Origin of the sequence: Bergeyella zoohelcum ATCC 43767 (genome assembly GCF_000301075.1) — a bacterium.
GTDB classification, from domain to species: Bacteria; Bacteroidota; Bacteroidia; order Flavobacteriales; family Weeksellaceae; genus Bergeyella; species Bergeyella zoohelcum.
Window position 1 is genome coordinate 1,540,610 of record NZ_JH932293.1, and the last position, 25,061, is coordinate 1,565,670.

Below are 25,061 nucleotides of genomic sequence, written 5' to 3' on the forward strand. Positions count from 1 at the left end.
GCTTATATGAAAACCCCAAAAGAAAAAAAAAGCCAATCGCCAATCGCCAATCGCGAATACATAGAAGTCTATGGTGCCAGAGAACACAACCTGAAAAATATTGATGTGAAAATCCCACGAAATGAGCTGGTAGTCATCACTGGACTTTCGGGGAGTGGAAAATCTTCTTTAGCATTTGATACCATCTTTGCCGAAGGACAAAGGCGTTATATAGAGACTTTTTCTGCCTATGCAAGGCAGTTTTTGGGAGGACTAGAGCGTCCCGATGTGGATAAAATAGAGGGGCTTTCGCCAGTAATTGCTATTGAGCAGAAGACCACCAATAAAAATCCGCGTTCTACGGTGGGTACGGTAACGGAGCTGTATGATTTTTTGCGTTTGCTCTTCGCTCGTGTTTCTGATGCCTATTCTTTGGAAACAGGAGAACAAATGGTAAGCTATACCGAAGAGCAAATTTTGGAAACCATCCGAAAAAACTATCAAGGTGAAAAAGTATTGCTTTTGGCTCCTATCGTAAGGTCGAGAAAAGGACATTATCACGAGCTTTTCATTCAGTTGGCAAAAAAAGGCTATTCCCAAGCGAGGATTGATGGCACGCTACAAGATATTGAATACGATTTAAAACTCGACCGCTACAAAACTCACGATATAGAAGTGGTAATAGACCGCTGGATAGTAGGCGAAACCACTTCCGAAGCCAGAATGGAGCAATCCCTGAAAACGGCTTTACAAATGGGAGAAGGGGTAGTGATGATTCAGAAATTAGGAGCGGAAGATTTTCAATATTTCTCCAAAGACTTGATGGACATCAGCACGGGCAAAGCCTTACCCATGCCCGAACCGAATACTTTTTCCTTCAATTCCCCTAAGGGAAGCTGTCCGCACTGTAAAGGCTTAGGAGTAGTAAAAAAAATCAACCCAGAATATTTGGTTTCCGACCCGAAATTATCCGTACAGCAGGCGTTGTTGCCTCTCGAAACGCATCAGTTTAGCAAATGGGTAACCAACCAAATCAAGCTGATTCTGGAAGTTTTTGATTTAAGTTTTAAAACGCCTTTCCAAGATATTCCCAAGGAAGTTCTCCAGTATATCTACTACGGATGGCAGGAAGACTTTGAAAAAGACCTGAAACATGCGGGGATTTCTAAGAAAATTAAAATTAATTTCGAGGGACTCATTCCGTATTTGGAAAAATGTATTGAGGACAAAGAACATTACGGAGCTACCCAAATAGAGCGAGATTTTTCAGTGGAAGAAACTTGCCCAAGCTGTAAAGGAGCAAGGCTTCAGCCTGAAAGTTTGGCGTTCAAGATTGCGGGAAAAAACATTGCCGAAGTCAATGCCATGAGCCTTTTGGATTTGAAAGATTGGCTCGGAGAAATTAAAGGGAAATTTAGTGAGAAAAATAAAATCATTGCCCACGAAATTCTCAAGGAAATAGAAACTAGATTGCAGTTTTTACTGGATGTAGGTTTGGAATATTTGAGCCTCAACAGAAGCTCTAAAACCCTTTCGGGGGGCGAGAGTCAGCGAATCCGTTTGGCTACGCAAATCGGTTCTCAGCTGGTGAATGTCCTCTATATTTTAGACGAACCGAGCATCGGGTTGCACCAAAGAGACAACGAAAGGCTCATCAACTCCCTTAAAAACCTTCGAGATTTGGGCAACTCGGTTTTGGTGGTGGAGCACGATAAGGATATGATTTTGGAAGCCGATGAGGTGCTGGATATTGGTCCAAAAGCGGGGAAACACGGCGGTGAAGTGCTTTGGCAAGGCTCACCCAAGGATTTAATCCAGGCAAAAACCATTACAGCGGACTATCTCACAGGACGAAGAAGCATAGAAATTCCAAGCGAAAGGCGAGAAGGAAATGGTAAATCTATTCTCCTGAAAGGAGCTACGGGCAACAACTTGAAAAATGTAGATTTGGAAATTCCTTTGGGGAAATTGGTCGTGGTAACGGGCATCTCGGGGAGTGGTAAATCGTCGCTCATCAATGGGACGCTGTATCCAATTCTCAATCGCCATTTTTACCGTGCTGTACAAGAACCTCTGCCTTACCAAAGCATTGAGGGGTTGGAGCATATCGATAAGGTGGTGGATGTGGATCAAACGCCTATCGGGCGTACACCGCGTTCTAATCCTGCTACTTACACCGGCGTATTTTCGGATATTAGGACGCTTTTTGCCGAGCTTCCAGAGTCTAAAATCAGAGGCTATAAACCGGGGCGTTTTTCCTTTAATGTGAAAGGCGGACGCTGCGAAACTTGCCAAGGGGGTGGACTGAAAGTCATTGAAATGAACTTCTTGCCCGATGTCTATGTGCATTGTGAAACCTGCAATGGCAAACGCTTTAACCGAGAGACCTTGGAGGTTAGGTACAAGGGGAAATCCATCTCCGATGTGCTGGAGATGACCATAGATGAGGCGGTGGCATTCTTCCAACCCATTCCGAAAATCTACAACAAGGTGAAAACTCTGCAAGATGTGGGGCTGGGCTATATTACGCTGGGGCAACAGTCCACCACGCTATCGGGTGGGGAAGCCCAAAGGATAAAACTCGCCACGGAACTCTCCAAAAAGCAAACAGGAAGTACCCTCTATATCCTTGATGAGCCGACTACAGGACTGCATTTTGAAGATGTGAAAATCCTGATGGACGCCATTCATCAGCTCGTGGAATTGGGCAACTCGTTCATTATCATTGAGCATAATATGGATGTCATCAAACTCGCCGACCATATTATAGACATCGGCCCCGAAGGTGGCAAACACGGTGGAACGATAGTTTTTGAAGGTACACCCGAGGAGATTGTGAAGTGTGAGGCTTCTTTGACGGGGAAGTTTTTGGGGAAGGAGATGGAATAAATTAGTAACTTTATCACACTAAATTATAAGGTTATGCAAAGAAAAAAGATAAATAGAAAAAAAATCATAGAAAAAAAAGAACGCGAAGAGGTCATAAAGTTTGCTAAAAGTGCTTCCTTTGATGCACAGCGGTCTTCTAAAGCATTAAACATTAGCTATCAGATTATAAAAGATGGTTCAATATATGAGGTAAATGTCAAAAATGTAGTAAAAATTAAAGATTTACAAAAAATAAAAGCACAAAAAAACAATCTCAAAAAAGGTAGTGTTATATGTCTAAAGCGAAAAGACTAAGGCTCTTTGCAGGTCCGAATGGTTCAGGAAAATCTACATTATTCGAAGCGTTTAGAGAGAATCATAATCCGGGGATATTTGTAAATTCTGATTGGGTGGAAAAAGAAATATCAGAAAAAGGATTTATTGATATGAAACCATTCGGTCTAGAGGTAACTCAAAATGATTTATTGGATTTTTTTCAAACGCCTAATGCTCAATCCTTATTACAAAAATCTAAAACAGAGGGGCATGCCATTGATATAGCAATTAAAGAAAATATCATTGTAGATAAATCCAAAAATACACACAGCTACGAAGCTGCTTTAATCACTTCTTTTATTCGAGCTTATTTATTAAAAAACGGAATATCTTTTGCCTTTGAATCTGTCATGAGTCATCATTCTAAGCTTGATGAAATCCAAAAGGCAAAAGAAATGGGCTACAAAATTTATTTGTACTTTATCTGTTTAGATTCTTCAGATATTAATATTTCCAGAGTTCAAAATAGGGTACAAAAAGGGGGACATAGTGTAGATGAACGAAAAATTGTTTCCAGGTATCATAATACATTGAAAAACTTACTTCCTGCTCTGAATATTGCAGATAGAGCTTATATTTTTGATAATTCAAATCAAATGTTACTCATTGCCGAAGTGAATAACAACGAACTAAAAATAAACATAGAACCCGAACATTTGCCCAACTGGTTTACGGAATACTGTATCAATAAAATATATTCCTGATAGGAAATTTTTGGGGAGAGATTAGATTCCAAAAACAATCCCCTCCAATTCGGAGGGGATTGTTCATTTAAACACATCACTGGTATGGATTTTCAGTTGCGGAAAAAGGGGCGAGTGGATATAATCATCTACTATAGGTTTTAGCCCGATGTATTTTCCATTTTGTAGAGAAAAAATGGTAATATTTTCATCTAACGGATTCACTACCCAGTATTCTTGTACACCAGCCTCTTCGTAGAGTTCATATTTGTATTTCATTTCTTTTTTGGAATTGCCTGGTGATATAATCTCAATCACCAAATCGGGAGCCCCTACACAACCTCTTTTGTCCAGTTTATTTTCATCACAAATCACACAAAGGTCGGGCTGAACTACTGTAAATATATCCTTATCCTCGGTTCCTTTTTGGGGGAGTCTCACATCAAACGGAGCAGAGAAGAACCTACAAGATTGTCCTTTAATTACGGCATAGATTTCCCCAGCTAAATTCATAGAAACTTCCTGATGTTTTACATTAGGAGCAGGAGACATTTGGAAGATTTTACCCTTAAAAAGTTCTACCCTTTCCTCAAATTTCCAAAGGAGATAATCTGCATAGGAATAGACTTTATTGAGGTCAAGCTGATTAATATTCGTTATTGTTTTCATATTATTTTGCTTTGAATTGTAGTACAAAGATAAGGAAATCATTACTATTACAGTAGTCTTATCCTTGTCATCATAAAATGTTTTTTATCCCCTATAACACTCTCATTTTCTTTAAAAACCATCAAGACCCATCTAGGTCTATCCCCTTTCGTTATGAAATCATCAAAATCCCAGATGGCTTTTTGAATATTCCATAATGAACTCCCTTAGCCCTAGATAGGTCTAACGCTTTTCAAAATGATTTGAACAAAATTCTAGATAGGTCTTGTATATTTTCAATTCAAAATAAAGAAAACCCATATAGGTCTAGCAGTTTTTTAAACTCATTGAAGAAATTTTGAGTGAAAAATACTTTCATAAAGAAAAAAATAATAATTTTGAGGAACAAATTTTAATTATTATGAAAGAAATTGCAGAAATTACAGTAAAAGCACTCAATAACGCCGCCTATTTCAGTTTTCACTCAGATTTTTTAAAGGCGTTGGAGGCAGATACCAAGGTAAGTGCCAAAGTGAATACTCAATTACAAGCCTACAAAACCGCTTTACAAAAGGTAGATGAGGCGATGGTCATTTCCCAAAAAAGCCATAAGACCGATGAAATTAATCAAGCCGACCGCGAGAGGGATCAGCTCTACACTGGGCTGAAGAATGCCGTGAAATCTTTCGCACACATTCCAAACGAAGAGATGAAATCGGCTCAAAAGGTCATCGCACAAGTGATTAAAGACTATGGTATTAAAACCATGATGCAACTGGACAAAGAGACGGGGCTCTTGGTGAATTTCATCCAAGATTTGGAAACGAAATACCAAAATGAAGTGCAAACACTCAGCTTACAGAATTTCATAACGCCTCTGAAAACCGCCAACGAAAAAGTGAGAACCGCCCTCTCCCAGCGTACCGAAGAGCAATCTACCAAAGAAGCAGGAGCGATGAAATCTGCCCGAAATACTACCGATGAGGCGTATAGACTTTTGGTGAAGCACATCAATGCCCACGCACTTTTGGAAGGGGAAGAGCATTATGCTAATTTCATTGATTTTGCCAATGAACACATAGCCCGATATAAGAAAAGAGTGATGAAGTAAGAGAGTATAGTGAATGGATAATTATTAATAATTAAACATTAAAGGTAATATGCTTAATCTGGTTATAAAGCACCGAATTATGTAATTATCTTGTTTTTTTGTACTTTTGCGTTTCAGTAAAAACTTTATGGAAGAAGAAAAAAAATCGCTTAACTTTATTGAGCAAATCATAGAAAATGATTTAGAAAACGGACTGCAAAAATCAAAACTCAGATTTCGTTTTCCACCAGAACCGAACGGATATTTGCACATTGGGCATACCAAAGCTATTTGTATTAATTTTGGTTTGGGAGAAAAGTACAACGCCCCTGTGAATCTCCGTTTTGATGATACCAATCCTGAAAAAGAGGAACAAGAGTATGTGGACTCTATAAAGAAAGATGTAGCGTGGCTGGGTTTCCAGTGGGATAAAGAGGTATATGCTTCTGATTATTTTGAGCAATTGTATCAGTGGGCAGTGCAAATGATTAAAGAGGGTAAAGCCTATGTAGATGAGCAGCCTTCCGAAGTGATTACCCAGCAAAGAACTAATCCTACCGAACCTGGAATAGAATCTCCCTATAGAAATAGACCTGTGGAAGAATCTTTGGCACTCTTTGAAAAAATGAAAAATGGAGAAGTGGAAGAGGGAAGCATGTCTCTTCGTGCCAAGATAGATATGAATTCGCCGAATATGAACATGCGGGACCCTGTGATGTACCGAATTCTGAAAAGAGCCCACCATAGAACAGGCACCGACTGGAAAATTTACCCGATGTACGACTGGGCACATGGGCAGAGTGACTATATAGAGCAAATATCTCACTCACTATGTTCATTGGAATTTGAAAATCATAGACCGCTGTATGATTGGTATCTGGATCAAGTATATGATGAAAACCAGCTCAGAAATAAACAACGAGAGTTCGCACGGATGAATGTCTCGTACATGATTACCTCAAAAAGAAAATTGCATAAACTCATAGATGAAAATATAGTTACAGGCTGGGATGACCCAAGGATGCCTACTATTTCAGGACTGAGAAGAAGAGGATATACGCCCGCTGCCATCCGAAATTTCATAGAAAGGGTAGGCGTAGCCAAAAGGGAAAACCTCATTGATATTCAGCTTTTAGAATTCTGTATCCGAGAAGATTTGAATAAAAAAGCCCAAAGGATGATGGCAGTGGTAAACCCTGTAAAACTCATTATAGAGAATTATCCAGAAGATAAAGAAGAGTGGCTAGACACTGAAAATAACCCAGAGCAAGAAGATGCGGGTACGCGTAAAGTGCCTTTCAGTAGAGAGATTTGGATAGAGAAGGAAGACTTTATGGAAGAGGCACCGAAGAAGTTTTTCAGATTGACCATCGGGGGAGAAGTGAGATTAAAATCGGGCTATATCATTAAGGCCACCCGTGTAGAAAAAGATGAACAAGGAAATATTACCACTATTTTTGCCGAATATGATGAAAAATCGAAATCCGGAAGTGGAACGGAAGAAAGCCTTAGAAAAGTAAAAGGTACGCTCCACTGGGTTTCTGCAAAACATGCCCTGCCTATAGAGGTGAGAGTGTATGATAGACTTTTTACCGTAGAACAGCCTGATGCTAATAAAGATGAGGATTTTATTTCTTTAGTTAATCCTAATTCTTTACAAATTGTCCATGGTTATGGAGAGCCAGCACTGAAAGAGGTGGAAGTAGAAACGCCTCTACAGTTCCAAAGGATAGGCTACTTTACCAAAGACAAAGATTCTACAGATGAAAAATTGGTTTTTAATAGAACGGTAACGCTGAAAGATTCTTATAAACCATAAAATAAAGCCTCTTTATAAAGGGGCTTTTTTAGTGTGAAAAATGATATTATAATAAGGATGAAAAAAACATAAAATGGGAGCGTTAAAAATCATAGGCGTATTTAGGAGAATTTATATTGTGATGCTTTTACCTTATACCATTATGCTTCTGTACTTTATGTTCATTGGTTTTGGTAGGGAGCAGTATGAACACCATATTGTTCGCTTAGTTCCCATTGCTTCTACTTTTAATTTTATCACCATCAGTTGGTGGAAAAACTCATTAATCAATGTGTTAGGAAATATTGTTATGTTTATTCCGTACGGATTTTTAGGCTGGATATTTCCTACATATAGAAATTTTAAAAGTCTTATTTTTAGTTTTTTATCGGTGCTTATCATTGTAGAGGCATTGCAGTATTTCACGAGGTTAGGCGTTTTTGATGTCGATGATTTTTTGCTGAATACCCTCGGTGTGAGCATTGGATTTGGGATTTGGAGACGATTAGAAAGTGATTCGTCAGACATTAGCAGATAGAGAAAATGAGGATAATTTTTACAAAATCAAAATCAAAATTTTTTATTCCCATTATTAAACTGTAAATTTGTGCATTAGATTTTAGAGGAAAAAAAGATGTTTGAAAAGATAAAAGAATACATCCAAGAAGTACAAAACTTCCAATCCACAGACCCAGCAGAGCTGGAAAATTTCCGTATCCGCTTTAATGGAAAAAAAGGCATACTTACCCAGCTTTTTGATGATTTTAAGCAAATTCCTAATGAACAAAAAAAGGCGTATGGACAAGAGATTAACGCTCTGAAACAAGCATTCCTTCAGAAATTTGAGGAGTTGAAATCCAGTACCCCAACCGCTAAAAAATCTACAGAAATAGACCTTACTAGACCTGGTTTTCCTTTCCAGTTGGGTACAAGGCATCCTATCAGCTTGGTGAAAAATAGAATCATTGAAATTTTTAAATCCATCGGTTTTGCAGTAGCAGATGGTCCTGAAATAGAAGATGATTGGCATAATTTTTCGGCACTTAATATGCCCGAATATCACCCTGCAAGGGATATGCAGGATACTTTCTTCATAGAGCAAAATCCTGATGTACTCCTCAGAACACACACTTCATCGGTTCAGATTCGTTATATGGAAGAAAATGAACCACCCATCAGAATTCTTTCGCCAGGGAGAGTATTTAGAAATGAAGCCATTTCGTCAAGGTCACATTGTATTTTTCACCAAATAGAGGGGTTGTATATTGATGAAAAGGTGAGTTTCGCGGATTTAAAACAGACGATACAGTTTTTTACCACAGAGCTTTTTGGGAAATCAAAAATCCGTATGAGGCCTTCCTATTTCCCATTTACTGAACCGAGTGCAGAGGTAGATGTGTACTGGGGACTGAACTCAGAGACTGATTATAGAATTACCAAAGGAACAGGATGGTTAGAGATTATGGGCTGTGGTATGGTGGATCCTGCGGTACTTAAAAATGTAAATATAGACCCTGAAAAATACAGTGGATATGCTTTCGGAATGGGCATAGAGAGAATAGTGATGTTACTTTACCAGATGGGAGATATTCGTATGTTCTTTGAAAATGATAAAAGAATGCTCCAGCAGTTTTCTCATGTTTAATGCACACAATCTCTGATTATCAGATAGTTTTTTACATTTTTTGATTCAAAATCTATGAAAAAAAATAAAAATAATACCATCAATACTGAAATTTTACTTCGAGCTTATACTCAAATGATGCAGGCGAGAGCCATGGCAGATGTGTATGAAGAGAATAGGAATATCACCCAATATGTACACTCTACCTCTAGAGGACATGAGGCTATACAGCTCGCTACTGCCTATCATCTTCAGCCTCAAGACTGGGTTTCTCCTTATTATAGAGATGAATCTATTCTTTTAGGTATTGGTTTTCAGCCTTACCAGCTTATGCTACAGCTTTTGGCCAAAAAAGATGACCCTTTTTCTGGGGGTAGGTCTTACTATTCACATCCTTCCAGTAGAGATGAGGACAAACCAAAAATTATTCATCAAAGTTCTGCCACAGGAATGCAGTCCATTCCTACCACAGGAGTAGCACAGGGGCTGAAATATATTCAAGAATTTAATCTTCAATCATTTGATAATAAACCTATTGCAGTTTGTAGTTTAGGGGATAATTCCGTTACCGAGGGTGAGGTGGCAGAGGCATTTCAGTTTGCAGCACTTCATCAATTGCCTATTTTATTTTTAGTTCAAGACAATGAGTGGGGGATTTCTGTTACCAAAGAAGAAGCCAGAACTTGTGATGCGTATGATTATGCAGCAGGATTTGTAGGTTTAGAAAGAATGAGAATTGATGGAACGGATTTTACCGCTTCTTATCAAGGCATGGAAGAAGCCATTCGTTTCGTAAGAGAGGAGCAAAGACCTATGTTGGTTTGTGCTAAGACAGTTTTAATTGGACATCATACTTCAGGGGTAAGAAGAGAATTCTATCGTCAAGAGGAGGAAATAGAGCAATGTAGAGCCAAAGATCCAGGAAATATCCTTAAAGCACAACTTTTCAAAGCGGGTATAAAAGAGGAACAACTGAATACCATAGAGAAAGAACAGAGAAAAGCGATAGAAGAAGCTTTTGAAAAAGCACAAAACGCTGAAAATCCAGAACCAAGCTCAGTGGAAGAGCATGTTTTTGCTCCTACGCCAATTACCGAAGAAGTGGGTACCCGTACCCCTGAGAATGGAGAGAAGATAGTCATGGTGGACGCCGCCATTCATGCCATTCAGGAGCTGATGTATAAGCATCCAGAGGCGTTGCTTTACGGGCAAGATGTAGGCGAAAGAATAGGAGGAGTATTCAGAGAAACGGTAACACTCGGAAAGAAATTTGGAAATAAAAGGGTTTTTAATACCGCTATCCAAGAGGCGTATATCATTGGTTCCACGGTAGGAATGAGTGCTGTGGGGCTGAAGCCTATTGTGGAAGTTCAGTTTGCAGATTATATCTATCCTGGTATCAATCAGTTAGTAACAGAAATTTCTAAATCTTGCTACCTTTCCGCAGGTAAATATCCTGTGAGCAATATCCTCAGAGTACCTATTGGGGTGTACGGTGGCGGAGGTCCCTATCATAGTGGAAGTGTAGAAAGTATGCTTGCTAATATTAAGGGAATTAAAATAGCGTATCCTTCTAATGCTGCCGATTTTAAAGGGCTTTTAAAGGCTGCTTATTATGACCCTAATCCAGTGGTGATGTTAGAGCATAAGGGACTATACTGGAGTAAAGTGCCCGGAACAGAGGAAGCAAAAACAGTAGAACCAGCGGAAGATTATATATTACCTTTCGGAAAAGCCCATATTGTAGTTCAAGCCGATGAAAAAGAAATAAAAGCGGGTAGAACCATGGTAATTATCACCTACGGAATGGGAGTGTATTGGGCAAAACAAGCAGCAAAAACTTTTGCAGGAAGAGTAGAAGTAATAGATCTTAGAACCCTTATACCTTTAGATGAGGAACTGCTCATGGAAAGGGTGAAACTGCATGGTAAATGTTTGGTGCTTACAGAGGAGCAGATTCAGAATTCTTTTGCAGAAGCACTGGCATATCGTTTATCCAAGTCTTGCTTTAGGTACTTAGACTTACCTGTAGAGGCGATGGGAGCTAGAAATGTGCCTGCTGTGCCTATTCATCTTAGCTTAGAGAAAGAAATGCTCCCTACAGCGGATAAAGTAAAGCTAAAAATAGAAGAAATCCTTACTTCGTAAAAATATTTTATCAAAGATAGGCTGCCCTTTTTTATGGGCAGCTTTTTTTATACACGATGAATAAGCTAGAAATTAGAGATTAAAATGTTTGAGAGACTGGATGTTGTTTGAAATCTAATCAGAATATTTAATGTATAGACTTATTAGCTCTAATCATTGCCCATTCTGTGCAGAAATGGCGGGGAAATATCCTAAGGATTTTAAATTCTGGGGTTGGCATCCTCACTGCCGTTGCACCACTATTCCTATTCTAAAAAGCTGGGAGCAGATGGATGAGGATAATGAAAGGCTAATTTTGGGACAGCCTATTCCAGAATCTCCAGAGCGTATATTACTCCCCAAAGAAAGTTTTAGGAATTGGGTAAGAGACAATAAAGACAAAATAGAAAGAGCGAAAGTAAAGCCGTTTTTTATTCAGAATAATGAGAAGTATTTAATGGAGAAAGGTGGAGGAAGTGAAATCAAGCCGAAAATAAAAAATTATAAACACCTCGCAAATAAGAAACAACCGCCAGTATTTTTTTCTGATATTACAGGTGGATTGATAGCCAACGCAATAAAACTTATCAATCAGCAAAAAGATAATTTTCAAAAGGTTTCTATTCTTAAAGAAATTACGCAAATGAGAGATTTTAAGCCAATTAGAAACTTATCAAATAATAAAAACACGATATATGGCTTTAACATTAAGCAATATGATGAGATTTTGAAACAAAAAGAAATGCCTAAAAATATTGTGATTGCTCAAAAATTACTTCAAAACAAGTATGATGTCTATCTTTTGCCGAATGTTTCAGGGGTAAAGAGTGCAGATTTCATTGCTACCAAAAGTGGTAAGTTGTTCTACTTTGAAGCTAAAACTATCAATGGACAATCTACTATCAAGCAAAGGCTTATAGAAGCATCCACGCAGTCTGATAGGGTGATTTTGGATATTGTAGGGATTGACAACGGAAGAGATATAGCTGATAATATTAAATGGTTTTTTGAGAATAATAATAGTGTAAAAGAAGTGGTTTTGTTTAAGAAATCAAGACTAATATCAGTAACGAATAGAAAAGTAGGTAGTAGGAACTTTATTAAGGACTTTAAGAAAGAATGGGGAAGAAAAAAATAAAGGGTTCTACATAGTAGCCCCCTTTAATAAATATACTAGCCGTGGCGGTATATTTTCACGAATTTAATCGGTTGCGACCGAGATTTTCAGGGTATCACTACCTTTATGTCCACCTCTCCGTCATACAGATATTGTACATCTGCTTCGCAAAGATATAAAAAATAAAAATATAAATGTTCTACAAATTCTCTTTATTCTTTCTAATCAATTTCTCTTTGCGGATAATAGCGTTTTTAGTTTTAAAGTCGCTACCAAATTCTATCTTTGCATTATAGAGTGTTTGCAGGGATATGCCTATTTCTTCGGGCAAAAAATGTTCAAACATTGCAGCTAATGAGCTGAAATAATAATCTTTTTTGCCTTTCATTTGCTCATGGAATTGGGGATTTTTTATTATTTGTACTAAAATAAATTTGGAATTATAGTTTTTGGGGTATTTTCGGGGGTATAAAAAAGAAAACCGCCCTTATTTTAGGGCGGTTTGTAGACTCACAGGGATTTTAACCTTATATACCTTAGAATATCATTAAATTTAAAAATATATAAAAATCAATATTTTATTATTGGATTGAATTTTATAATATTTCAAAATATCATTTGTGTATCATAAAAAATGGCTGTAAATTTGGCTGTAAAATTTATAATGTGATTAATATCAAAAGAAAGATAAATATAGAGCTTGAAAAAAGAAAAAAAGATGGTATTTTAATTGATGAAAATGTGCCAATTTTTTTTCGAGTTACATATAACTCAAACCGAATCAATTTATTCTCTGGTTTTAGAATTGACAGAAAAGATTGGAATGAAAACAAATCATTGGTTAAGAATGGAAAAACAAATCCAAACGGTCTAACAGCAGAAGAAATTAATACTAACTTGAGTAATCTTATAAATGATATTCAAACTTTCTTTATTAAATGTCAAGTTGAGAATAATATTCCAGATAAATTAGAGTTGAAAGAATACTTTACTCAGTGTAAAGATAGGGGAAATAAAAAGAAAAAACAGTTATTCCAACAGAAGAAATACCAGAAAAATCTTTCTTTGAAGTATATGATCATTTTACAGATTATTCTGGGAAAGTGAATAATTGGACTTTAGATACTCACAAGAAATTTAATGCATTAAAAAATCACCTTTTATCTTTCAATGAAAACTTAACATTTGAAGATTTTAATTCAGAAGGACTTCCCAAACTACTTTCTTACTTTTCAAATACATTGAAACTAAATAATGTTACCACAAAAAAATATTTGAAAAATATAAAGTGGTTTTTAAGATTTGCTGTGAAATTCGGCTACTGTGATAATCTTTACTTTCAGCAATTTTCACCTAAAATAAAAACGACAAATAAAGTCATTATCTTTCTGTCTGAAGAAGAAATAAATGCTATTAGAAAATATAATATACCCACTACAAAAAAATATTTAGAAAGAGTAAGAGATGTTTTATTATTTACCTGCTTTACGGGATTGAGACATTCTGATGTTGAAAAGCTTAAAAAAGCTGATGTTAAAAATGGAAAACTATATATTGTTACTAAAAAAACATCTGATTCTATCGTGATTGAGCTTAATGATATTTCAAAAAGTATTTTAGAGAAATATGAAAATTTGGATGGAGATAAAGCATTACCTGTTATTTCAAACCAAAAAATGAATGAATATTTAAAGGAGCTGGGAAAACTAGCTGGAATTGACGTACCAATTAATCATACTTATTTTATTGGTAATAAGCGAAATGACGAATCTAAACCCAAATATGAATATTTTTCTTCTCATATAGGAAGAAGAACATTTATTTGTTTATGTATTTCAAAAGGTATCCCTATACAAGTTATTATGAAATGGACAGGGCATTCAGATTACCAATCTATGAAGCCTTATATAGATGTTGTCGATACAACTCGCGAAATTCAAATGCAAAAACTTAATATTTTATGAAACTAACAGAACATTTTGATTTATTGTTAAATCTTGAAGGAAAATTAAAAAAGAATGAACAGAAGGAATTAACAAAAGAGCTAATAGATGAACTTTTAAACTTCCCATTTTCAATAGAATGTATGGAGTTTAGCGAATTGTTTGAGCACATTCGTCCAAATTTAATTTATAAAAATTATTTAGCAGTAATACATAGACTTAAAACTACACTTTCCGATGAAAGATATGATTTAGACTCTAAAAAGATTTATGAAATTATTGATGGCATGTGTAGTTTACAAAAGCATAATTACAACTACCATTACAAAAATATATTACTTCCAAAAAGTAACAATTACCTTGAATTGAATGGGAGATTAGAATCATGGTGTATGAGATATGATGATTCATCTTTTGAAATGATAAATTTAAGAAATAAGCATTCCTTTGCTAAGCAGGAATACAAAGAAGAGAAGATAAAAAGTAAAGAATTCTATGATGATTGGAAAGATAAAGAAAAAAGCTTGTTTTATCTATTGAAATTTAATGTAAACTCTATCATAGAACGGTTAACGGATTTAGAAATACAGCTTTTAGAGCTTAAATTTTTTGAAAACTATACAGGAGAAATTTTTATAAATTTAGAAGCAATAAATGATTTATATAAAATTTTTGTAAAATTAGAGTTGGTAAAATACATCAATTTCTTGGATTTTGCTAATCAAATGGCAGGTAAAGAAATTATGTGCCTTGAAAAGAATAAAGGCACGGATAAATATATTGCATATTCCATAAATAAAATTGGTGCAACTTTTATAAAAAAAGAATCATCTGAAAATTGGAAAAAAATAATGATTCACCATTTTGATATAAAAGATTATGAAAAGAAAATTAATCCATCTGATGATAATAAATCAGAAATACATAAAGAAATAGATGATATAATCTTAAAAGGACAGGCTGTACTTTTAAACTAAATTATACTTGTTAAATATCAAAAACCTGTAAAAATATGATGAAATAGATTCTATGAATCTATCTGAACTTCATTTTTACAAATTATTTTCTCAAGCGTTTAAAAATCAACATATTAATTATGTTGATTTTTTTTATTTGAATTTTTATGAATTTCAATTTTGCCACAATTTTGCATCAACAAAACAAAAAAAATGAATAAAGAAGAATTATTAAACAAGCCTATATGGCAGATGACGGGTGAAGAGTTTTTGTTTCTCAATAAACAAGAAATCAAGGTGAATAATAATAAAAATTCATCAGTTAATACTAAGGAAACAAAACTCGTGTATGGAATACGAGGAATTGCAAATCTCTTCGATTGCTCAATTGCAACAGCTAATAGAATAAAGAAAAGTGGAGTAATAGATGATGCTATTTCTCAGAGAAATAGAACGATTGTTATCGATACAGAAAAAGCCTTGAAATTATTTAAAAATAATGAAAATGAAAAATAACCAATTATATCACATAGAAAAAGGAACCAATACTGTTTTCGACAAAACGCTTGAATACATCAATAATAAATATAATTTAAGGTTTAATACCATTTCGTTAGACTATGAAATTAAACTTAAAGAATCCAATGATTGGAGCGTACTAAATCTTAATTCATTACTTATTGAACTAACTCGTGCGAGTATTAAGATTACACCACAGAAATTAGAAATTTTAATAAGAAGCGATTTTATTAAATCTTACAATCCAATCAAGGAATATTTTGAAAAATTGGAAGATTGGGACGGGAATGATTATATCAAAGAATTGACAAACTAAAGATGGACAAATTGCTATCACAAAAAATTTCATCATTAACGCTGATGAACTGGCGGTATTATCTAAATCAGATATTAATAGTCTAAAATCGCTTTTTTCAGCAACCAATGTTAAAGTTAGGCTTCCTTATGCACGAAAAGCAGAAACTCAACGCCGAATCTGTTCTTTTTTAGGATCAACCAATAAATGTGATTTCCTAACTGATGAAACAGGAAGTGTAAGATGGATTGTTTTTGAAATTAAAAATATTGATTTCGGTTATAGTAAAGTTATAAATATTGACAAATTTTGGTCTCAAGTATACTACAACACCTATAAAAGAGAGGATTTCAAAGAAGAGTTTAGCCAGAATGATATTTTGGAAAATGAACTTCGAAATGAAAGATATTTCAATATTAGCCCAGAACAAGAAGTGATTATCAAACATTTTGAAAAATCCCAAAATCTAACAGATTTTCTTACAGCTTCCGATATTGTATTTGCGATGAATCACGCTTTAGGAACACAACTCAATCACATGAAAGTGGGAAAAGCACTCACAAAATTAAAATACGAAAGAATCAAACATCCAAAACTTCAAGTTTATGGCTATTTAATCAAACGGAAAATATAAAATTTTCAAAAACGCAAAAATAGCTTACCTGCTTACCAAGTTACCTAAATATTATTCTATCCTGAAACTGCTTATCAATTTTAGGTAAGAAGGTAGATAGGTAAGCTAAAAAATAACATTTCAAAAATTAAATCAACAACTAAACAAAAAAAATGAATTACAGACAAGCGAACGAAAATATCAGTATAAAGGAAGTACTGGAGAGTTTCTCTCTCTTCCCAAGCAAAGAACATCCGAAAACCGCTTATTATTATGCCATCAACCAACAAGAACGAACGCCAAGCCTTTTGGTTAATTATGTAAAGAATATTGCTTTTGATTTCGGTACAGGAAAACAATACGATGTCGTGTCCATTATTCAAGATCTCAAACAATGCAGTGTTTCTGATGCCCTTGAATCTCTCAAGCGATTTGCTTTTTCTTTTCAAAAACAAAAAGAAGATTTAATCAACGGTAAACAGTAAAGCAAAACTTATCAAATTATAGAAATAAAGGACATTTCGCATCCAGCACTTTTAGAGTATTCGAAAGAAAGAAATCTGGAAAATCAAAAATCAGAACTAAAAGAAGTTCATTATCAAATTGAAGATAAAACTTACTTTGCAATTGCATTCAAAAACGATTCTGGAGGTTGCGAAATTAGGAACAAATATCTGAAGATAGCCTTGGGTAAAAAAGATATTACCACCATAAAAAACGACTCTGAAATTCTAAAAATCTTTGAAGGCTTCAGCGATTATTTGTCCTATCTCACTCTCAAAAAAGATGTCCAAAATTTCTCATCAGAAACCTCCGATTATATCATTTTAAATTCCGTTTCAATGGTAGTTAAAATTGAACATTTACTGGAAAATTATCAAAGAATTGAGTTGTAGATAAAGCGGGAGATTTGCTCGTAGAAAAATTAAACACACTCCATTTAAATGTTATCGACCAAAGAAAACATTACAAATATTTTAAAGATTTGAATGACTATCTCATTTCGAAAAAACAAGAAATACAGATTTTGTATTAAAGGGAAAAGGACTTGTAAAATGTGACTGGAAATTTTATGCTTAGTTTTAGTGCAAAAAGTACGCAAAGTTTACCATAAGCATACTCAAATGGTAACTTTCCACTTTTTGGTTTCTCCTATCGTCGAAACAGAATATAAGAATAGGAGTTTAAAAAATATAAAATCAAAATTCAAATCACGATTGAATATCACCAAAAAAATTAAACAAACCAAACTGAAATTTAATAAACATAAAAAAAACAATCTAAAATGACATCAGATGAAACAAGACTTTTTAACCCAATTTATTGTTAAAGCCAAAGAAGAGAAAGAGAAGATTATTGCTCTAGAAAAAAGAAAAAAACATTTCCAGAGCATTGGAAGAAAAGGTGGATTGGCAAAGAAGAAATCAGCTCTTTTTTCAAAGATTATTTCTACAAAAGTAACCGAGAAAGAATATCTTAGAATTAAAGTAAAAGCAGAAAAACTTAATCTCAAACTTTCCAAATACGCAAGATTAGTTTTAACTGAACAAGAACTTAAAATCAATGAGTTTAAAACTGATGAAGTCTTACTCCAATATGGCAATCACTTTATTAGAATCTCCAATTTACTTAGAAACAGAGAGTGGAATGAGTTTGAAAATAAGAAAAAAATTCTGAATGAAATTCAAACGGTTACTCAATTAATCAGAGAATGTCTTTATCGGAAAATTATTGAAAATGAACAACTCAGCAACCACAAGAAGGATTAGTAAAATTGCTATTGAGTATAATGGAAATGATAAAGGCACTGCAGAAATGGTGTATTCCCACAACCTATTGTCTGACAATCCAGAACTTCAATTCCAAGAAATGAGAGCTATTTCTGAAAGACATTTTAAAATTAAGAATTGGGCATTGACGGGTTATATCTCTCCCGAAAGAACCAAAGACAACGAAATATCCAATAAAAAACTCATTGAACTTACTTTAAATGCCTTAAAGAAAGTGGGAGTTACAGATGATAATCAGATAAGATTAGATATTCATAACTCTACGAAGCATAAACATATCCATTTTGTCGTAAATCGTATCAACACAAGTGGTATTAATACTATTGAAGCTCACAAAATCGGTGAACGCTTTGGAAAAGCAGTAAGGGAAGTTTGTAAAGAAATGAAATTGAAAACCGATGTGGAAATTGGAAAGGAAAAGAAAGCTCAAATGCTAAAAGATTTGAGAGAGGTTTTAAAAACTGCAAAATCTTTTAATGAATTGAAAGAACTAATGAATCAGAAAGCCTATAGAGTCAATTTATCAGAAAATAAGAAAGTGGGAGTATCAGGAATGCGTATTGTAAAACATTCCGATATTAATACCGAAACCCCAAAAGAGTATCCAGCAGGATATAAACTTTCAGAGATAACAAATGATCTTAAAATTAAAAATATCAAGGAAATTCTTAATCGAAATTTAGAAAGTTATTACAATGTAAAAACAAATCTAAATCAAACCACAAAGGCGAGTTGGAAATCTGAAAAATCGGTATTTCAAACAGTCGAAGATACGGTTAAAGAATTTCTTTCTCCAACGATTATATCTCCAGAAGAGGATTGGTTTAAAAAGAAAAAGAGAAGAAAATAAAGCCCCATCATTGTAAATTAAAAATAATGCAAAATACAAACAATGAACAAACCTCAAGTCCAAACCTAGACGATGGCTTAGAGTTATTGAAAAAAGTTATTCAATCAAATGAAGAAAATGTAGAAATGGGAATAAGACTAAATAGAAAGATTGATGCTCTCAACAATACTGTTGACAAATTAGAATACACTATAAGAGTAGCCAACGATAATATCAAATTATTGGAAGTAATAAAAGACAATTTTTTTGAGCATTTCAGACAACTCATAGAAACAATGCCTGGAAGTATCGAAACTCATTTGTCCAGACAATCCTTTACGAAAATAGATGAACTTTACAAAGAACTGAAGAAGACTAATAAAAATAAGAACTATGGTAAAAAGCTGATGTTATTTACATTATCAATATTCGCGTTATCTGTATTGTTAGTGTTTCTGTGTTTTTATTTTTCAAAACAATGGTATGATACGAGCATCCAAACTAAAATGGAAATCAGGACGGAATTACTCCAAGAAATTAAGAATGACAAGAAAGAAATTTATAATCAAAAAGATGTTGAGCAACTTCAATATAATACCGAACTTATTAACAAGTGGATGAAGAAAAACCCGAAAGATGCTGAAAAATTCTTGAAATTTAAGGATGGATACGAAGCGAGGTGATTTTTGGAGTGTATATAATTTGAATTAGTCAAAACTTGACTTGACAGTTACTTGTAACATCTAACTGTCAGGTTAAGTAGTGGCTAGTACAGTTTACCTTTAGGTTCTTCTTCTTTAAACCTCATAAGAAAATTCTGGGCTAAGTTTTTTTTCCTGTAATTTCATTTTTCATTCGTTCCATCATTGTATTAAAAAAGAAACTTATAATAGGAGAGGTGTCTTTATGCTTATGTGAAGCTATCAAGGCTTCTACATACTTTTCCTTTTTGTCATCGGTAATAATAATAAGAGGGTGCCCTTTTTTAGCTAAAATAAAGTTAGATAAAATTCTACCTAAACGACCATTCCCATCGTGAAAAGGATGAAGGTAAATAAAAAACTTATGAAACATTGCACTTAGAACTACAGGGTGTACTTTATTTTCATCCAAAGTTCTCTAGGTTGATTCCAATAATTTAGACATTTGAGCTATATTTCTCTTATGGTCTCCAAACATAGTTTCACTCACTGCCATATCAAACTTTGTGTATTCTCCAAGCGGAGTTCCTTTTGTAAAGTTGATTGTATTTTCGGTAAGATAATAGTGTAGTTTTTTTACAAAATACTCAGTTAATGGCTGATCTAAATTACTCATTGCATATTTGTTAGCATTGAAATGGTCTAGAATTTCAAAAGCCTCCAGAATTGATTTATTATTTAATTTCAAACCTATGCCTTGTTCTCGAAATGCTCTAGTGTCATTTGCAGAAAAAGAATTTCCCTCGATTCTACAACTGTGAGTTATAAAGATATCACCTATATAATTCTCAAAATCTTGAGGATTAAAAGCTTCTACAATACTACTATTGTATTCTATTCTCAGTTCTTTATATCACTCTATCACCTTTTCCATAACTCAAAAGTAAGAATATATTTTCTACTTGTACTTTAAAACTTTTGAAAGATTTTTTCTTCTGTAAATACACGTTTAAAGAATGTTTTATTTTCTTCAGCCCGTTCTTGAACGAAGTTTAAATTCTCATTTTGCTTAGCTAATTTAGAGATTCTATTTTTTGCCATTAAAATATTAAACGCTATTGCAGAGTATTTTTTTATCTCTTGAAGCCTCTTGGGTAATTTTGTTCTAAATTTATCAAGTGTTTTTCTAATTCGTTAAGTAAATCAATGAGATTATTTTTTATTTCACCATTCATACTTTCCAACATCTTCTCTCCTCTCAGGATAATTCTCTCAATCATTTCTTTGTCTTTTAATTGTTTATCTCGAGAATAAATCATTTCTTCAGAAGGCAGAACATCAAAGTTCCATTGCTCATTTTTTTGCTCAAAAGTAATAATGTGACTTTTGCCTTGGTATGAATATATTTGAATTTTATCTACCACTTTTTTATTGTATAGTGCATCTAAAGAATTTAACACACCATCTACTGCAGAGTGATGAGATTTTATGTCAGCCAATCTTCCTACTCCTTGAAAATTAATTTCTTCTTGATATCTTGTATATAAGCCTATTTCAGTAAAAATAGCAGGTGCAGAAATAGCCAATGCTTCTACATAGAAACCGTTTTCTTTGAACATTTTAGCAGTATCCAGAGGAACTTTTGGATTTCTCATTGTTCCTTCTACGATGATGTTATACCTATTCTTTACCGCTTCTTTTATTAGCTCTTCTGTGAAAAAATTAGAGAAAATTTGTGTTTTCTCGGAATAAGTACGAGGGTCTTTTATCAAGTCCTTTGCGTGTGGGTGAAAACTTCTATAAATATCTCCATTGACAAATAAAAATCTTTTATCGGGGTTTTGCCGAATTATCGTATTGGCTAAATTACTTTTACCCGATGCAGGTTGTCCTCCCAAAATAAAAGCCAAAGGTTTATCCTGTGGCTCTAAGTTTTTTAAAAGTTCCTGTTTTTCAAAACTATAAACATCTTTAATACTATGCTCCCCCATTGATTTTTTTAACTAGAGGACTATAATAATTTATTATTTTATCTATTATTGATAATTTTAATAATTCATCTATTCCGTACAAAATTCTTTCTTCATTTAGATACATACTAATCTTGCTATCAAGATATTTTATTTCTTCGGAATCGGTTGCTACCTTTTTTTCTTTTATAGCATTTACTTTCAATTCTCCTACAATGGAAAGTGCTGTGTCTAAACTGATAGGATATTCCATACTATTTATCTTTTGATATACAAATATACGAAATAAATGATAATTATCTTTTAAATGTATTCACTATCTCTATTTTTTCTGCTTGAACTAATTTGAAAAATGTTTTATTTTCTCCAGCTCGTTCTTGAACGAAGTTTAAATTTTCATTTGGCTTAGCTCTATTTTCTTTATCTTTTCTGTATTGTTCCGTCAATTCATCTTTCATCTTAGGTAGTTCTTCTTTTATTACCCGTTCTATTATATTCTCTATTTTCTCAGCTGTATGTTTATTGAAATGTATAGACATTAGAGCTTTTTCATATGAATTATAAAACCAATCATAACCATTGATAAGACTTTTTAATACTAGAGTAAACTTAGATGTTCGAAAAATTTGAGATAGATACTTATCAGGGTTAACATATAGATTTCTTCCTCTTATTTCCTCTGATTGGACATTCAAAAATAACTTAATTTTCTACAAAATTTTGGGCTGATTTGGAGACGGATATTGTACCGACAACGGAACAAGAACTAGAACTATCCAATAATCCTTTTTTGCCTTCTATCTCAAAGCGAAGAATCCTTCCATTGTATTAGAGCTGGCATACAAGGCAAATAATCACCAAGGTTTTAGCCCTGTATTGACCAAAAGTTATCCATATTTTTTAGTAGTTTCCATAATTCTTTTCCCATTTCTTTTGGCTCTTTTCTCCATCCATATGTAAACAAAATACTTTCCAGTGAAACCTTTCCTCGAATAATTTTTCTTAAGGGTTCTCTTTTTGCATTTAGAATCAGTTCGGTATAAACTTAAACTCTGCCTTTTCTTTCAAAAACTCCAAAAACAGGTTGTTCCCAAGTTCCTCTTCCTCGCTTTTGTGGCATATTAATCATTCGTAATCGCCTCACTCTAAAATGAGCCTCATCTAACTCAACTTCTCCAAAAAAAACTTAAATATTCTTATTATTTTTCAAAAATTACCTCCGAAAAAGCCTAAAATATCGATTGATAGTATTTCTATTGAACTATAAAATTTCCACTGTTTTCGTTGCGCCAATATCGCTACAAAAACACTTCATTATTTTTTTACTTTATAAACATATTTATTTGATTTATAACTTTTTGTTCAAATAGTGAATATTAAATACAAACATCATATCATCCTTCACAAAACACTAGATAACCATCAAAAGGGGGCTCCTATTTTACGAGCACATTTTTTATAAAATTCTGATATATATATCTAAAAATTATAGTTATAACCTACTGTACAAGTTGTTTCGTTAAGATTAGGGTGTTCAATTTTTTGATCTGTATTTCTAAACATTTGAATAAAATTGAAATTAAAGTTATGCTGTTTCCATGGGATATAATTTGCTTCTAAACGTATATTAGTCACATTGATATTTGCCGTGGCACTTCCAGAATGGTTGTATGATGCTCCAAAGCTAGTTTTCAATTTTTCTTCTTTTAAAAATGATTTAGTAAGAGTGACTCCAGGTCCCCAAATCGTAGAAATTTGAGAAGTAGCATAAGTATGAGTAAAGTTAAAAGAGGTTGCTACACTTAGTTTTTTTTCGGGAAAGCTTAGGTTATAGTTTAGATTAGTATTATGAAACCTTGACAATCCTCCTTTTCTAACTATACCATTCTCTCTGTTAACCATATCATTTAATGAATAATTAAAATTAATATTTTGAACTTTTTCTTTACTACTTGACAAAATATAATTTACATTGATATTAGTATTTTGAGATATTTGTTTATAATCGATGGAATCTTTCGGTTGTTGAATAATCAGAGGATTATTATTGATTGTATTAAACTGATTCAATTGCTTACTAGTAAACATAGTAAAATTAGAATAGCTCACTGTAATCATTAGTTTTTCTGATGCTTTTAAGCTAGCATTAAACGCTCCTACCCAACGACTTGTCTGCTTAGCCTTTCTACTATCCAAATTATCCCTTTGTCGTCCTATATTAGTAGAAAGAGATAATCTGTCTTTTAATAGTGCAAACGAAGAATTAAAAGTAATATTTTCAAGGTCATTATTAAAGTAATATGCTCCAAGTGTTCTATAGTCAGGATCTATCCTTTCATACCTCACACCTATCATTCCTTTTTTTAGATTCAGATTAACACCAGTGTTATATGCTGAATAACTTTCCATAGAAGAGTTTGCTGAAATCAATCTTGAAGCGAACCCTTTTCTAATAACATCATTAGAACTTGCTCTCAAGTCATTTATTATAGCTGTATTAGCATATTCTCCATATACTTCAAGATTATTTCTTAGTTTAAAGGCTCCCGATACTGATAATACCAAATTTTCTTGAGGAAAAATATTTTTTGAATCTAAAGTATTTTTTAATGAATTAAGCTCGTCTTTAGCATAAAAACCTATTACTCCTAATTTATACTTATCTTTTTCCCATCTGAGATTAGCTCCATATCCCATTCTTTTGTATGCAGGTATGGTATTAGAATTTCCATCATCTTCTACTGCTTTATTTAATCTTCCTGCCATTAGAGCTACCTTTAGTGGTGTCTTTGGAGTTAATTCTAATCCCGCACCAGTAAACAATAATCCGTTATAGGTATATGGAGAAAAAGTCATGTTAGCATCTCCGATATAAGCTTTAATCCATTTATATTTTGGAGCAATACTTAATCTATTAAATTTAAAAGGGACTTGATAGCCCAAATTGCTGCCTTGATTGGTAAAACTATATGAAATAGGCATAGTCCACCTGTACAACCCAAGATTGAGATTTCCATTTAGAAAATAAGTGAATGGTTCTCTACCACTATATACATTTGAATTGTAAAATACAGAATTAGCAGAAATACCACCACTAATTTTAAATGGATTCTTTTTGAGTTCCTCTCTTGTTCTTTTTCCGATATTTTCTAAATCAACTTCTTGGGAGTAGCTTGTTACAAAAAATAATACTAAAAACAAGATTAATAACTTACTTAAATATGACATTTTCATA

General features: G+C 33.7%; 27 protein-coding genes and 2 pseudogenes. 20 read left to right on the forward strand and 9 right to left on the reverse strand.

The window, feature by feature from the left end:
• The first annotated feature begins 6 nt into the window (after positions 1 to 6).
• From uvrA to HMPREF9699_RS07140, 3 genes are read left to right on the forward strand one after another with little or no spacing between them, the layout of a single operon-like run.
• Positions 7 to 2,868 carry an excinuclease ABC subunit UvrA gene (gene uvrA / locus HMPREF9699_RS07130; RefSeq protein WP_051008206.1) on the forward strand — a complete coding sequence of 954 codons (2,862 nt, stop codon included), beginning with the start codon at positions 7 to 9 and terminating at the stop codon, positions 2,866 to 2,868.
• Positions 2,869 to 2,901: 33 nt separating this feature from the next.
• Complete coding sequence (locus tag HMPREF9699_RS07135; RefSeq protein ID WP_002663644.1) at positions 2,902 to 3,162, forward strand: hypothetical protein; 261 nt, start codon at positions 2,902 to 2,904, stop codon at positions 3,160 to 3,162.
• Complete coding sequence (locus HMPREF9699_RS07140; protein WP_002663646.1) at positions 3,141 to 3,887, forward strand: zeta toxin family protein; 747 nt, start codon at positions 3,141 to 3,143, stop codon at positions 3,885 to 3,887. Before HMPREF9699_RS07135 ends, HMPREF9699_RS07140 begins: the two co-directional genes overlap by 22 nt.
• Positions 3,888 to 3,950: 63 nt before the next feature.
• Here the strand turns inward: HMPREF9699_RS07140 and HMPREF9699_RS07145 are convergent, their stop codons facing one another.
• Positions 3,951 to 4,535, reverse strand: coding sequence for a Uma2 family endonuclease (locus tag HMPREF9699_RS07145; RefSeq protein ID WP_034985751.1), 585 nt, complete (start codon positions 4,533 to 4,535; stop codon positions 3,951 to 3,953).
• Positions 4,536 to 4,935: 400 nt separating this feature from the next.
• Here HMPREF9699_RS07145 and HMPREF9699_RS07150 point away from each other — a divergent pair, with 400 nt between their 5' ends.
• The 6 genes from HMPREF9699_RS07150 to HMPREF9699_RS07175 all read left to right on the forward strand — a co-directional run bounded on the left by HMPREF9699_RS07150 (position 4,936) and on the right by HMPREF9699_RS07175 (position 12,291).
• Positions 4,936 to 5,625, forward strand: coding sequence for a DUF6261 family protein (locus HMPREF9699_RS07150; RefSeq protein ID WP_002663650.1), 690 nt, complete (start codon positions 4,936 to 4,938; stop codon positions 5,623 to 5,625).
• A gap of 127 nt (positions 5,626 to 5,752) precedes the next feature.
• Positions 5,753 to 7,423 carry a glutamine--tRNA ligase/YqeY domain fusion protein gene (locus HMPREF9699_RS07155; protein ID WP_002663652.1) on the forward strand — a complete coding sequence of 557 codons (1,671 nt, stop codon included), beginning with the start codon at positions 5,753 to 5,755 and terminating at the stop codon, positions 7,421 to 7,423.
• A 73-nt stretch (positions 7,424 to 7,496) separates the two neighbouring features.
• The gene (locus tag HMPREF9699_RS07160) at positions 7,497 to 7,940 is read left to right on the forward strand and encodes a VanZ family protein (RefSeq protein WP_002663654.1); all 444 of its coding nucleotides are present in this window, start codon (positions 7,497 to 7,499) and stop codon (positions 7,938 to 7,940) included.
• 96 nt (positions 7,941 to 8,036) lie between these two features.
• Positions 8,037 to 9,047 (forward strand): phenylalanine--tRNA ligase subunit alpha, encoded by a 1,011-nt coding sequence (pheS, locus tag HMPREF9699_RS07165; protein WP_002663656.1) that lies wholly within the window; start codon positions 8,037 to 8,039, stop codon positions 9,045 to 9,047.
• A 54-nt stretch (positions 9,048 to 9,101) separates the two neighbouring features.
• Positions 9,102 to 11,174 (forward strand): alpha-ketoacid dehydrogenase subunit alpha/beta, encoded by a 2,073-nt coding sequence (locus tag HMPREF9699_RS07170; RefSeq protein ID WP_002663658.1) that lies wholly within the window; start codon positions 9,102 to 9,104, stop codon positions 11,172 to 11,174.
• A 130-nt stretch (positions 11,175 to 11,304) separates the two neighbouring features.
• Positions 11,305 to 12,291 (forward strand): hypothetical protein, encoded by a 987-nt coding sequence (locus tag HMPREF9699_RS07175; RefSeq protein WP_002663660.1) that lies wholly within the window; start codon positions 11,305 to 11,307, stop codon positions 12,289 to 12,291.
• Between the two features lie 178 nt (positions 12,292 to 12,469).
• Here HMPREF9699_RS07175 and HMPREF9699_RS07180 read toward each other — a convergent pair whose 3' ends face one another.
• Entirely contained in the window at positions 12,470 to 12,658 is a 189-nt protein-coding gene (locus HMPREF9699_RS07180; RefSeq protein ID WP_034985756.1) for a hypothetical protein, read from the reverse strand.
• Between the two features lie 278 nt (positions 12,659 to 12,936).
• Between HMPREF9699_RS07180 and HMPREF9699_RS11445 the strand changes: the two genes are divergently transcribed.
• The 11 genes and pseudogenes from HMPREF9699_RS11445 (at position 12,937) to HMPREF9699_RS10830 (ending at position 19,898) form a co-directional block, all read left to right on the forward strand.
• Positions 12,937 to 13,377, forward strand: a complete 441-nt coding sequence (locus tag HMPREF9699_RS11445; RefSeq protein WP_051008207.1) for a hypothetical protein — start codon at positions 12,937 to 12,939, stop codon at positions 13,375 to 13,377.
• A complete protein-coding gene (locus HMPREF9699_RS07190) occupies positions 13,374 to 14,234 on the forward strand; it encodes a site-specific integrase (protein WP_002663663.1) in 861 nt (286 codons plus the stop codon). Before HMPREF9699_RS11445 ends, HMPREF9699_RS07190 begins: the two co-directional genes overlap by 4 nt.
• The gene (locus HMPREF9699_RS07195; protein ID WP_002663665.1) at positions 14,231 to 15,190 is read left to right on the forward strand and encodes a hypothetical protein; all 960 of its coding nucleotides are present in this window, start codon (positions 14,231 to 14,233) and stop codon (positions 15,188 to 15,190) included. Before HMPREF9699_RS07190 ends, HMPREF9699_RS07195 begins: the two co-directional genes overlap by 4 nt.
• A gap of 192 nt (positions 15,191 to 15,382) precedes the next feature.
• The gene (locus tag HMPREF9699_RS07200; protein ID WP_002663667.1) at positions 15,383 to 15,685 is read left to right on the forward strand and encodes a DUF3853 family protein; all 303 of its coding nucleotides are present in this window, start codon (positions 15,383 to 15,385) and stop codon (positions 15,683 to 15,685) included.
• The gene (locus tag HMPREF9699_RS07205; protein ID WP_002663669.1) at positions 15,675 to 16,004 is read left to right on the forward strand and encodes a hypothetical protein; all 330 of its coding nucleotides are present in this window, start codon (positions 15,675 to 15,677) and stop codon (positions 16,002 to 16,004) included. The genes HMPREF9699_RS07200 and HMPREF9699_RS07205 overlap by 11 nt, the downstream gene beginning before the upstream one ends.
• 49 nt (positions 16,005 to 16,053) lie before the next feature.
• Positions 16,054 to 16,284 (forward strand): annotated as a pseudogene (locus HMPREF9699_RS11585) (VapE domain-containing protein); the annotation flags it as partial.
• A gap of 78 nt (positions 16,285 to 16,362) precedes the next feature.
• Positions 16,363 to 16,617: a hypothetical protein gene (locus tag HMPREF9699_RS11450; RefSeq protein WP_002663673.1), complete on the forward strand. Its 255-nt coding sequence runs from the start codon at positions 16,363 to 16,365 to the stop codon at positions 16,615 to 16,617.
• A 152-nt stretch (positions 16,618 to 16,769) separates the two neighbouring features.
• Positions 16,770 to 17,081 (forward strand): hypothetical protein, encoded by a 312-nt coding sequence (locus tag HMPREF9699_RS11455; protein WP_002663675.1) that lies wholly within the window; start codon positions 16,770 to 16,772, stop codon positions 17,079 to 17,081.
• Between the two features lie 810 nt (positions 17,082 to 17,891).
• A complete protein-coding gene (locus HMPREF9699_RS07220; protein ID WP_002663676.1) occupies positions 17,892 to 18,365 on the forward strand; it encodes a plasmid mobilization protein in 474 nt (157 codons plus the stop codon).
• The gene (locus HMPREF9699_RS07225; protein ID WP_002663678.1) at positions 18,334 to 19,236 is read left to right on the forward strand and encodes a relaxase/mobilization nuclease domain-containing protein; all 903 of its coding nucleotides are present in this window, start codon (positions 18,334 to 18,336) and stop codon (positions 19,234 to 19,236) included. The genes HMPREF9699_RS07220 and HMPREF9699_RS07225 overlap by 32 nt, the downstream gene beginning before the upstream one ends.
• 26 nt (positions 19,237 to 19,262) lie before the next feature.
• Positions 19,263 to 19,898, forward strand: coding sequence for a guided entry of tail-anchored proteins factor 1 (locus tag HMPREF9699_RS10830; protein WP_002663680.1), 636 nt, complete (start codon positions 19,263 to 19,265; stop codon positions 19,896 to 19,898).
• 139 nt (positions 19,899 to 20,037) lie between these two features.
• Here HMPREF9699_RS10830 and HMPREF9699_RS11375 read toward each other — a convergent pair whose 3' ends face one another.
• The 7 genes and pseudogenes from HMPREF9699_RS11375 to HMPREF9699_RS07255 all read right to left on the reverse strand — a co-directional run bounded on the left by HMPREF9699_RS11375 (position 20,038) and on the right by HMPREF9699_RS07255 (position 25,060).
• Positions 20,038 to 20,328, reverse strand: a complete 291-nt coding sequence (locus HMPREF9699_RS11375; RefSeq protein WP_081580586.1) for a Fic family protein — start codon at positions 20,326 to 20,328, stop codon at positions 20,038 to 20,040.
• Between the two features lie 6 nt (positions 20,329 to 20,334).
• Complete coding sequence (locus tag HMPREF9699_RS11380) at positions 20,335 to 20,604, reverse strand: hypothetical protein (protein WP_081580587.1); 270 nt, start codon at positions 20,602 to 20,604, stop codon at positions 20,335 to 20,337.
• A 385-nt stretch (positions 20,605 to 20,989) separates the two neighbouring features.
• Positions 20,990 to 21,847 carry a zeta toxin family protein gene (locus HMPREF9699_RS07240; RefSeq protein ID WP_002663687.1) on the reverse strand — a complete coding sequence of 286 codons (858 nt, stop codon included), beginning with the start codon at positions 21,845 to 21,847 and terminating at the stop codon, positions 20,990 to 20,992.
• The gene (locus HMPREF9699_RS07245; RefSeq protein ID WP_002663688.1) at positions 21,834 to 22,079 is read right to left on the reverse strand and encodes a hypothetical protein; all 246 of its coding nucleotides are present in this window, start codon (positions 22,077 to 22,079) and stop codon (positions 21,834 to 21,836) included. The genes HMPREF9699_RS07240 and HMPREF9699_RS07245 overlap by 14 nt, the downstream gene beginning before the upstream one ends.
• 43 nt (positions 22,080 to 22,122) lie before the next feature.
• Positions 22,123 to 22,521: a hypothetical protein gene (locus tag HMPREF9699_RS07250; RefSeq protein ID WP_034985765.1), complete on the reverse strand. Its 399-nt coding sequence runs from the start codon at positions 22,519 to 22,521 to the stop codon at positions 22,123 to 22,125.
• Positions 22,522 to 22,769: 248 nt separating this feature from the next.
• A pseudogene (locus HMPREF9699_RS11075) lies at positions 22,770 to 23,141 on the reverse strand (IS1595 family transposase); the annotation flags it as partial.
• A 164-nt stretch (positions 23,142 to 23,305) separates the two neighbouring features.
• Positions 23,306 to 25,060, reverse strand: coding sequence for a TonB-dependent receptor (locus HMPREF9699_RS07255; RefSeq protein WP_002663690.1), 1,755 nt, complete (start codon positions 25,058 to 25,060; stop codon positions 23,306 to 23,308).
• Between the last annotated feature and the right edge of the window lies 1 nt (position 25,061).